The 7,487-nt window shown below is 60.4% G+C and carries 7 protein-coding genes and 1 pseudogene; 7 read left to right on the top strand and 1 reads right to left on the bottom strand.

All coding sequences use genetic code 11. The features are described 5' to 3' along the window. Positions 1–285 precede the first annotated feature (285 nt). The 7 genes from RV1423_RS27815 to RV1423_RS27845 all read left to right on the top strand — a co-directional run bounded on the left by RV1423_RS27815 (position 286) and on the right by RV1423_RS27845 (position 6,305). Complete coding sequence (locus tag RV1423_RS27815) at positions 286–885, top strand: 2-hydroxychromene-2-carboxylate isomerase (protein ID WP_032489823.1); 600 nt, start codon at positions 286–288, stop codon at positions 883–885. Positions 886–943: 58 nt separating this feature from the next. After that, a complete protein-coding gene (gene gstA / locus RV1423_RS27820) occupies positions 944–1,549 on the top strand; it encodes a glutathione transferase GstA (protein ID WP_026437506.1) in 606 nt (201 codons plus the stop codon). Between the two features lie 230 nt (positions 1,550–1,779). Continuing rightward, positions 1,780–2,820, top strand: coding sequence for a cupin domain-containing protein (locus tag RV1423_RS27825; RefSeq protein ID WP_228771123.1), 1,041 nt, complete (start codon positions 1,780–1,782; stop codon positions 2,818–2,820). 33 nt (positions 2,821–2,853) lie between these two features. Continuing rightward, positions 2,854–3,555 carry a fumarylacetoacetate hydrolase family protein gene (locus tag RV1423_RS27830; protein WP_026437508.1) on the top strand — a complete coding sequence of 234 codons (702 nt, stop codon included), beginning with the start codon at positions 2,854–2,856 and terminating at the stop codon, positions 3,553–3,555. 11 nt (positions 3,556–3,566) lie between these two features. Then, the gene (gene maiA / locus RV1423_RS27835) at positions 3,567–4,205 is read left to right on the top strand and encodes a maleylacetoacetate isomerase (protein WP_026437509.1); all 639 of its coding nucleotides are present in this window, start codon (positions 3,567–3,569) and stop codon (positions 4,203–4,205) included. Between the two features lie 95 nt (positions 4,206–4,300). Then, the gene (locus RV1423_RS27840) at positions 4,301–5,293 is read left to right on the top strand and encodes a Bug family tripartite tricarboxylate transporter substrate binding protein (protein WP_034303884.1); all 993 of its coding nucleotides are present in this window, start codon (positions 4,301–4,303) and stop codon (positions 5,291–5,293) included. A 16-nt stretch (positions 5,294–5,309) separates the two neighbouring features. Then, positions 5,310–6,305, top strand: coding sequence for a tripartite tricarboxylate transporter substrate-binding protein (locus RV1423_RS27845; RefSeq protein ID WP_026437511.1), 996 nt, complete (start codon positions 5,310–5,312; stop codon positions 6,303–6,305). A 375-nt stretch (positions 6,306–6,680) separates the two neighbouring features. On the opposite strand, the pseudogene RV1423_RS27850 reads toward RV1423_RS27845, so the two are convergent. Next, positions 6,681–7,286: pseudogene (locus tag RV1423_RS27850) on the bottom strand (transposase); the annotation flags it as partial. Between the last annotated feature and the right edge of the window lie 201 nt (positions 7,287–7,487).

The following is a 7,487-nucleotide window of genomic DNA, read 5'->3' on the forward strand; positions in this document are numbered from 1 at the left end:
GTGCTCGAAAATCAGGCAACGCCTGGGCCGCACTGCATACCAAGTACGCCGAGGAATTGAAGAAAACCAAAACGGCAACCGGCTCGAAAAAGAAGTGAGGCGAGGCCAGGTCCTGAGTCAGATATCTCCGATCAGCACAACCTGCTGATCTGGAGGTTTTCTGGATTAGTGCAGTCGGCGAGTTAAAAATATGCCAGTACAGAGTGGAAGCGCCACAAGCGCAGGGTGCACCGATCGCCCTGAAGCAATCTCACACTATTGCCATCTTCTCTTTGTTGGGAGTGCATGATCGTGATGGTCGATTTTTATTTCGATTTTTTGAGCCCATTTTCGTATCTGGCCAACCACCGTTTGTCGGTGCTCGCCGGGCGTTATGGATTCTCCATCCAGTATCACGCCATTGATTTGGCGCGAGCAAAAACGGCCATTGGCAACATCGGGCCATCCAATCGGGACCTCAAGGTCAAGCTTGACTACTTAAAGGTGGATTTGCAGCGATGGGCCGATCTCTATAGGATTCCGTTGGTTTTCCCCCCTAACTTCAACAGCCGCCGGGTGAATGCCGGACTGTATTACCCGGCAGCCAGGGAGCGAGCCGCTGAATATGTTCGCCTTGTTTTCGATTCGGCTTGGGGGAAAGGGTGGGCACTGGATGCTGATAGCTTGCTGGCTGAGGTATGCGACAAGCTAAACTGGGATCTCGGTGAATTTGAAGATTTTTTGAACAGCGAAAATGCCGCCAAGGCATACGACGAAGAGACGCAGGCGGCCATTGACCGAAAGGTTTTCGGGGTTCCCACCGTGTTTTGGGATGATCAAATGTGGTGGGGAAATGACCGCCTTTTCATGCTTGAGAGCAGGTTGCAAAAGGAAACGCAACCATAAATTCTCAGTGCATCGATTTTTCTGATTTTTCAACCACGCCTTGATTTTAAGGAGTCTCATGAAGCTTTATTACAGCCCCGGCGCATGTTCATTGTCGCCTCACATCATCCTTCGTGAAGGTGGATTTGACTTTCAGCTAGAAAAGGTTGATCTCGGCACCAAGGTGACTGAGACTGGTGTTGATTACAAGACCGTCAATCCCGTGGGCAGTGTCCCCGCTTTGCAAATGGATGATGGGCAGGTGCTCACCGAAGGGCCGGCCATCGTTCAATACCTCGCTGACCGTGTGCCAGAAAAATGCCTGGCACCGGCAGCTGGCTCGCTGGAGCGTTACCGACTGATGGAATGGCTGAATTTCATCTCCACCGAATTGCATAAAAGCTTCGGAGCGCTGTTCAGCCCGGTGTTTCCACAGGATGCCAAGCCAGTCATCAAGGCCCAATTGGAAAGCCGTCTTGCCCATACCGAGCAGATGCTCGGTGACAAGGTTTGGGCCATGGGGAACGACTTTTCCGTGGTGGACGCCTACTTGTTTACTGTGCTTGGCTGGGGGGCTTACGTGAATGTGGACCTTTCGCCTTGGCCCGGCCTGCAAGGCTACCTCAACCGCGTGGCTGAACGTCCAGCAGTCCGGGCCACATTGTCGGCTGAAGGTTTGATCTGATTTTTTTAGAGAAATAAATAAAGCATGGCCAGCCTCCATGAGCGGCCAGCCATGCCGCGGGGCAGCCGTGGGCAGCGGCCTCGATCAAATTTCGATGCACACAGATTACGAGCCCCTTTTTCCGACTGCGGTCGGATTCAGAAATTGCCGATACTTGCTTTGGTCTGATCGAAGCGTGAGGGATATCGGCTTCCCCTATCCACATGCTTGATGAAGAGGAGCGTATCACCATGAGTCACGAACTTGGCCGACTGGAAGACCTGCCGCAGGACTACCGAGACGAACTCAAACAACTTAACCTGGTGCCGCTATGGCCCAGCCTACGCGCGGTGCTGCCGCCCAATGTCCCGACCCGCCAGACGCAGCCGACTTACTGGTCCTACCAGACGCTCAAGCCGCTGCTGCTCAAGGCCGGTGAGCTGACCCCCATTGAGAAGGCCGAGCGCCGCGTGCTGGTGCTGGCCAACCCCGGCCACGGCCTGGAGAAGATGCAAGCCAGCGCCGCCATATACCTGGGCATGCAGTTGCTGCTGCCCGGCGAGTGGGCGCCCAGCCACCGCCACACCCCCAACGCGGTGCGCATGATCGTGGAGGGCGAGGGCGCCTACACCACCGTGGATGGCGAGAAGTGCCCCATGAGCCGGGGTGACCTCATCCTCACGCCCACCGGCCTGTGGCACGAGCACGGCCACGACGGCAACGAGCCCGTGGTGTGGCTCGATGTGCTGGACCTGCCGCTGGTGTACTACATGGAGGCCAGCTACCACATCGACGGCGAGCGCCAGCAGGTCGACCCCGGCCGGGGCGACTGCGCCTGGACCCGTGCGGGCGTGGTGCCAACCCCCGTGTTCCAGCGCAGCGACAAGCGCTATCCTCTCTTGCGCTACCCTTGGGCCGACACCCGTGCCGCCCTGCTGTCGCTGGCGGCCGACCAGCCTGAGCAGGAATGCGTGCAGGTCACCTACGTCAACCCCGAAACGGGTGACGACGCCGAGAACATCCTGGGCTTCTACGCCCTGATGCTCAAGCCCGGCCAGACCCTGCGCCTGCCCGTGCGTTCGCCCGCCGTGGTGTTCCACCAGATCGAAGGCCGCAGCGAGGCGCGCATCGCCGAGTCCACCTTCGCCCTGAGGGAAGCCGATACCTGCTGCGCCCCCGGCTACACCGAGGTGACGCTGAAAAACCTCTCAGCCGACCAGCCGTCCTTCATCTTCATGGCCGACGAATCGCCCCTGCACCGCAAGCTGGGCGTCTTTGAAAACCGCGGCTGAGCCGCCGCGAAGCACCACACAACAGGAAAGCAAGTGAGCAACTACCTCTGGAACCCGCCTCCCGTCCAGTCTCTGCCCGTTCGTGGCAAGACCGAGCGCTTCCCCATCAACCGCATCTTCTGCGTCGGCCGCAACTACCACGCCCACGCGGTGGAAATGGGCCGTCCGGTCGACAAAAGCGTCGAACAAGCGTTCTACTTCACCAAATCGCCACAAACCCTGGTGGAAAGTGGTGCGACCGTGGCCTACCCGCCGCGCACCAGCAACTACCACTACGAGATGGAGCTGGTGCTGGCGATCGGCAAGCCCGGCTTCCGCGTCAGCGAAGACCAGGCGCACGAGTTGATTTACGGCTACGCCGCCGGCCTGGACATGACCCGGCGCGACCTGCAACTGGTGGCACGCGACAAGGGCCGCCCCTGGGACACCGGCAAGGACATCGAGGAAGGCTCGGTCTGCTCCGAGATCGTGCCGATGCAAGGCGTGGTGGTGGAGCAGGGCGCGATCGCCCTGGAAGTCAACGGCCAGACCAAACAGTCGTCCAACGTGGACAAGCTGATCTGGAACGTCCGCGAGATCATTGCCGACCTCTCCACCTACTACCACTTGCAACCCGGCGACCTGATTTACACCGGCACGCCCGAAGGCGTGGGCGCCGTGGTGGCGGGTGACAAGATCATCGGCCGTGTGGAAGGCATTGCCGAGATCAGCCTGACCGTCGGCCCGGCCGAGTGAGCCTGCACGCGATGAAGCTGTACAACTTCTGGCGCAGCGGCACGTCACACCGGCTGCGCATCGCGCTCAACCTCAAGGGCGTGCCCTACGAGTACCTGGCCGTGCACCTGGGCAAGGAAGAGCACCTAAAGGACGCCTTCAAGGCGCTGAACCCACAGCAGTTGGTGCCCGCGCTGGACACGGGCGCGCAAGTGCTGATCCAGTCGCCGGCCATCATCGAATGGCTGGAGGAACAGTACCCCACGCCCGCGCTGCTGCCGGCCGACGCCGACGGCCGCCAACGGGTGCGCGCGCTGGCCGCCATCGTGGGCTGCGACATCCACCCCATCAACAACCGCCGCATTCTGGAGTACCTGCGCAAGACGTTCGGCGCCGACGAGGCCGCCATCAACGCCTGGTGTGGCACCTGGATCAGCGCCGGTTTCGATGCCTACGAAGCACTGCTGGCGGTCGACCCGAAGCGCGGCCGCTACAGCTTTGGCGACACACCCACGCTGGCCGACTGCTACCTGGTGCCGCAGGTGGAAAGCGCCCGCCGCTTCCAGGTGGACCTGACGCCCTACCCCCTGATCCGCGCAGTGGACGCGGCCTGCGGCGAGTTGGACGCATTTCGGCGCGCCGCGCCAGCTGCTCAACCTGATTCGGCTTGACGAAAAATACGCCGCCTTCGCCCTAATAAACAGTTCGTAGCCCTGCCCAGTGACAAGTATCAATGAGCAATAGTGAAAATGTAAGGGGAAAGATTATGAAACATATTCTGACCCGACGAGCAGCCCTGAGCACTTTGGGCTCCCTTGGAATCGGGGGCCTTCCGGGCATGAGCTTGGCGCAATCCGGCCCTGGCGTGGCCACGATCGTGATTGGACTCGCCGCAGGCGGAGCGACCGATATGGCTGCCCGCCGGTTGTCTGAGGGAATGCGCGGTGCCTATGCTTCCAGTGTGCTCGTCGACAACCGCACGGGGGCGGGTGGTCGAATTGCGATCCAGCATGTTAAGGCCGCGGCACCAAACGGCGCGACACTTCTGCTGACGCCTGCATCCATGATGACGCTATACCCTCACACGTACAAAGATCTGGGATATGACCCGGTCAAGGACTTTGTGCCGGTCGGTATGGTTTCGACAAGCGAGGTTGGGTTTGCGATCGGGCCCGCTGTCCCGGAATCGGTTGGTAGCCTCAACGACTACTTGGCCTGGATCAAGAGTAACCCTGATTCTGCCACGTTTGGCCATGGTGCCACCGGCTCTGGACCGCATTTCTTGGGCGAGCTGCTCGGGCGGCTTTTGGGCGTGAAAATGGTGCAGACAGGCTTCCGCGGTTCCCAGCCTGCGATTGTGGACCTGTTGGGGGGGCACATCCCGGCGGTGGCCGCGCCCTTGGGTGAGTTCCTCCCTCACATGAAGACCGGCAAGATCCGGGTGCTGGGCGTGACTGGCGCCAACCGCTCTCGTTTCCTGACCAACGTCCCGACCTTCAAGGAGCTCCACATCGCCTTGAGTGAGATGACCGAGTGGTTCGGGGTATTCATGCCCGCAGGCACGCCCGCGCAAGCGGTCCAGCAAGCCAGCGCTGCCATGAAGTCGGCTGTTGCAAACCCGGAACTGGTCAAGGCCTACGCCATGATGGGCATGGAGGCTGGTTGGAGTTCGCCTGAAGGCTTGTCCGATCGATTGAAAAACGACATCAAACGCTGGCAAGCAGTCGCTGAGAAAATTGGTTTTACCGCGCAGTCTTGAGCAGAGGGGGGGCACCATGATCAAACGCCGTGAGTGGATGAAAGCCGCGGGATTTGCCACCTTATCGCTCGGCACTGTAAGAAGCGTCAAAGCCCAACCGGTACCAAAATTACTCAAGATCATCAACGGCTTCCCACCCGGAGGAGTCGTCGATGCGGTTGCACGCCGGGTGGCAGAAGGATTGGCGGTGACGGAACCCGGGGTTAACGTGATCGTTGACAACCGTGTCGGAGCGGGTGGGCGGATAGCTGTGTCCGCCGTCAAGGCAGCCGTCGACGATGGCAGCACCTTGTTGTTCACACCAGACGCCGTGCTGTCCTTGTACCCTTTCGTCTACAGCAAGTTGGACTACGATCCGTTCGCGGATCTGGCTCCCGTAGCCACCGTAGCCACTACGACTGACGCCCTTGCGCTGGGTCCCTTGGTACCGCCTTCCGTGCGTGGGCTCCGGGATTTCCTGGCCTGGGCCAAGGAGCACCCTGAACACGCAAGTTTCGGATCTCCCGGTACCGGTACACCATTGCATCTCTTGGGGGCGCTGGTAGCCAAGGAGGCTGGCGTCTATCTCAGGCACGTGGCTTATCGTGGCGCCGCGCCTGGAGTTACCGATCTGATCGGTGGGCAGATTGCATGCATGGCTGCGCCTACGGGGACGTTCTTGTCTTTCCAAAAGGCGGGGAAATTGCGCATCATCGCAACCTCTGGGCCGCAGCGAACACCCTTCACGCCCGACACTCCCACATTTGCAGAGCAAAAGTTCGGTGCAGACTACCCCGCTGGCGATCAGTGGCTCGGCTTTTTTGCTCCATCAGGCGTTTCGCCCCAAACCGTTTCACGCCTTCATCAAATGGTTGCCGAAGCCGTCAATCGCAAGGCGGTTGCGGAGGCTCTTGCCTCCCTGGGCTTGGTAGCACACAGCTTAACGCCGCAGGCCATGGCGTCCAGCCTGCGAAAACAACATGAAAAGTGGTGGGAAGTTGTCAGACGCGTGGGCTTCACCGCCGAGTCTTGAGATGCCATTAACCTCTCGTTTCATCCGCCCACTTTCGCGGCACGCAGTGCTTCGATCTGCTCCTCCAGCGGGCCCCAAACGGGCGAACTCGACATTGCCGCAGTGCTTGCACGCATCGAGCACCGCCGCACGCTTGTCCGTCAGGACCTGGGCTTCCCAGCGCTCGTTGAAATTGCCGACCTTCTGGGCACCTGGCGCAGTTGAATCGGGCTAACTGTCATGACCCTGGCGGGTCACCCTGGATGATGGAAGACACTGTGGGCGTGCAGGCCAGCACGGGTAGAGGTCGGTCAATTCTTTGATGGCACTCGACCGCGATCGCTAACTTGCCCCGTTGCCGACCACTCCTACCCAGTCGGCCCTGAACAACTCGTTTTAGCCGCGAGCCAGCGCGGAGCGGCGCGAAGTCAAGGCGGTGAGCGGCGATGTTGACGTGGGTGCCGGCAAGGCCAGCGTGGCGGTCATGGCGATCAGTCCGAGCAAGGCGCAATAAAGCACCCGCAGGTGCCGCAGGATCATCCGCAAGTTGTGCCCGGCGCCGCACAGCAGAGCGTGCAGCGCGTCGCCACCCGCGCCCTTGAGCCAGTTCTTGCCCAGTAGGCCGTCGGCCTTCATGTGTCCGATCATGGGCTCGACCACCTGACGCCGCTTGAGCAGCTTCTTCAGCCGCTTGGGCAACTTGCGCGTATGACTGATCAGCAGTCGCGCCCAACACGCGGGCTCGACACCGCGGTAGCCACGGTCGGCCAGCGCGATCTTGGGTGTGTGGCCGGTGAGGATCTCGACCAGCTCGAGCTGGCTGTCCACCGTGTGGCCGTCATACGGGTTGCCGGGCATGGAGCGCATGCCCACCACCAGGCCCTCTTTGGCCGTCACTGCGATGGACACTTTCACGCCGAACTCGTAGGGCGTTCTGGCTTTGCCCTTGGCGATGCACTCTGCCTCGGGCGCGTGCAGCGCATACAGGGGTCTCCTCGTTTTCAGTGCAATAAGTGACGGTACGCAAAGCTAGCACTGGCGCGGGGGTGGTCTGGGTAGACCGTTTGTGAATTACCGGCATTAAGACGCCACCCGTTTTCGGCGTAATGGCGCCACTTGGACCAATCAAATCAGGGGCTCAAACTGGGGTGCAAGGATGCGCGATTTTGCATGATTTTGCAATAGCGGTTTTTGCGGTAATCG

It is taken from the genome of Herbaspirillum sp. RV1423 (assembly GCF_000577615.1).
Classification (GTDB): domain Bacteria; phylum Pseudomonadota; class Gammaproteobacteria; order Burkholderiales; family Burkholderiaceae_D; genus Herbaspirillum.